The organism is Serratia sp. 4542 (assembly GCF_016805595.1).
Lineage (GTDB): Bacteria > Pseudomonadota > Gammaproteobacteria > Enterobacterales > Enterobacteriaceae > Serratia > Serratia nevei.
In genome coordinates, this window is sequence record NZ_RXKV01000022.1 from 1 (window position 1) to 1,903 (window position 1,903).

Genomic DNA, 1,903 nt, shown 5'->3' on the forward strand with positions numbered 1-1,903 from the left:
CAGGTTGATCATCCCCCAGCCATAGAGCGCATCGATGCCCGGCGCGCCCATGTCGGTGGCGGTGGTTTTCAACACGTCGGCAATCTGCGCCGAGGTCATGTACGGGAAGCGCTGCAGCAACACCGCCACCGCGCCGGTGACGTGCGGCGTCGCCATCGAGGTGCCGTTTTTATTGCCGTAGTCCGACACCAGGTTGGCCGGATCGGAACCATTGGCCACGGTGCTGTAGATTTTGCTGCCCGGCGACGAGACGCAGAAGCTGGCGGTATAGCCGCAGCGGGAAGAGAAGCTGCTGATGGTGTAAGGCACGCTGTTGGTCGATGCCGCATCCTGCGCCACGCTGGCAACCGACAGCCAGTTCGGCGCGATGTCCGGCACGAAGTAGGCCAGCCCGCTGATCACATCCGGTTGGTTGTAGTTGCCGTCGTTGCCGGCGGCGAACAGCACCAGAATATTTTTGCGCGCCGCGTCGATGGCGCCCTGATAGCCTGCGCCGGCCAGGCTGCCGAGCAGCGGTTTGACCTGATCGAATTGTTCCTGCGCATCCTGCAGCTCAAAGTGCAGCGCGTTAGGATCGCGGCCGCCGTCGGACAGAAAGTCGGGAATACTGACGCCCCAGCTGTTGTTGATCACCCGCGCACCGCTGTTGATCATCGCCTGCCAGCCGGCATTGGTGACGGCGCCGTCCAGGCCGAGAAATTCGCCGTAGGCCGGGCCGTCGTTGTCGTTATCGACGCTGATCACCTGCGAATCGAAGGCCACGCCATGCATGCCGACGCCATCGCGGTTGGCGGCGCTGATGCCCGCGACGTGCACCCCGTGATTGCTCAGCATGCCCTGTGAGCCGCTGTAGAAGTGGAAGGTGCCGTCGAAGTAAAAGCGGTCGCCGGCGTTAATGCCCGGCCGGTGCGGATCGGTGTAGGCGCGATAGCCTTCGGTGACCACGTTGATCAGTTTGCCGTCGCCGGCGAACTCGGGATGGCGGTTGACCGGGGTATCGAAAATGCCCACCTTCTGCCCTTTGCCGGTATAACCGGCGGCGTAGGCCTCATCGGCATGGATCGCCCCCAGCCCCCAGTTGGCGTTGAATTCGGCGCTGCGCCAGCTGGCCGGATCGCCGGCTTGGCCGTTCACCTCGTGCGGTGCCGCCTGCGCATACCCCGCCAGCGCCATGCAGCAGACCAGCGCGTTCAGCCGCCACGGCGAGCGACGAACGTTTCCTTTGCTATCAAAACCCATTGTTGTTGTCATTTCCTTACCTTTTGCTTGTTATTGGCCGACGCCCCAGGTGCGCCGGGTTCTCATTAGCAGGATGTGAAAAAGGAACCGCCCGCAGACGGTTCCCTACAAGGATTAAGTCGATGTTGCTTAGAAGCGCCAGGTGAAGCCGGCGTTGACGCTGTTGTCCTGGTGGTGCTGCGACAGCAGCCCGCCGTAGCCCAGCGACAGCGTGGCGTTCTCGTTCACCGCCACTTCCGCCCCCGCCTTCAGCACCATCCCGTCGCGCGAGACCGGCACGCTGTCCACCACGAACGGCGCGTTGCCGCCGTTGAACCGCAGCCCGGTGCCTCGCTCCAGCCCGCCGTACTGGTGTTGCCACCCCAGCTCGCTGCGCAGCGCCACCGTCGTGCCCGCGCTCACCTGCCATTCGGTGTCCGCACGCAGACCCAGCGTCGACACCGTCGCATCCGTGTGCTGTTTATCCCCGCGCAAGGCCGCCGCGCCGCCGCTTTCCGCGATGCCGTTGTTCTCGAAGTTCACGTACGCCAGGTTCACGAACGGCTCCAGGTTCAGCCACTCACCCTGCACGCTGTAGCCCGCTTCCGCGAACAGCTGCTCGGTGCGCGCGCTGTACTTCGCCGTGTCGCGGTCCGACTGCATTCCGTAGTTCACCGACCGCTTG

General features: G+C 64.2%; 2 protein-coding genes. Both read right to left on the reverse strand.

The features are described 5' to 3' along the window. Positions 1-1,239 (reverse strand): S8 family peptidase (locus EKL15_RS24105; protein WP_238423774.1); only part of this gene is annotated, 1,239 nt, incomplete at its 3' end. A 129-nt stretch (positions 1,240-1,368) separates the two neighbouring features. Continuing rightward, on the reverse strand, positions 1,369-1,903 hold a 535-nt coding region (locus tag EKL15_RS24110), incomplete at its 5' end, for an autotransporter outer membrane beta-barrel domain-containing protein (protein WP_203090513.1).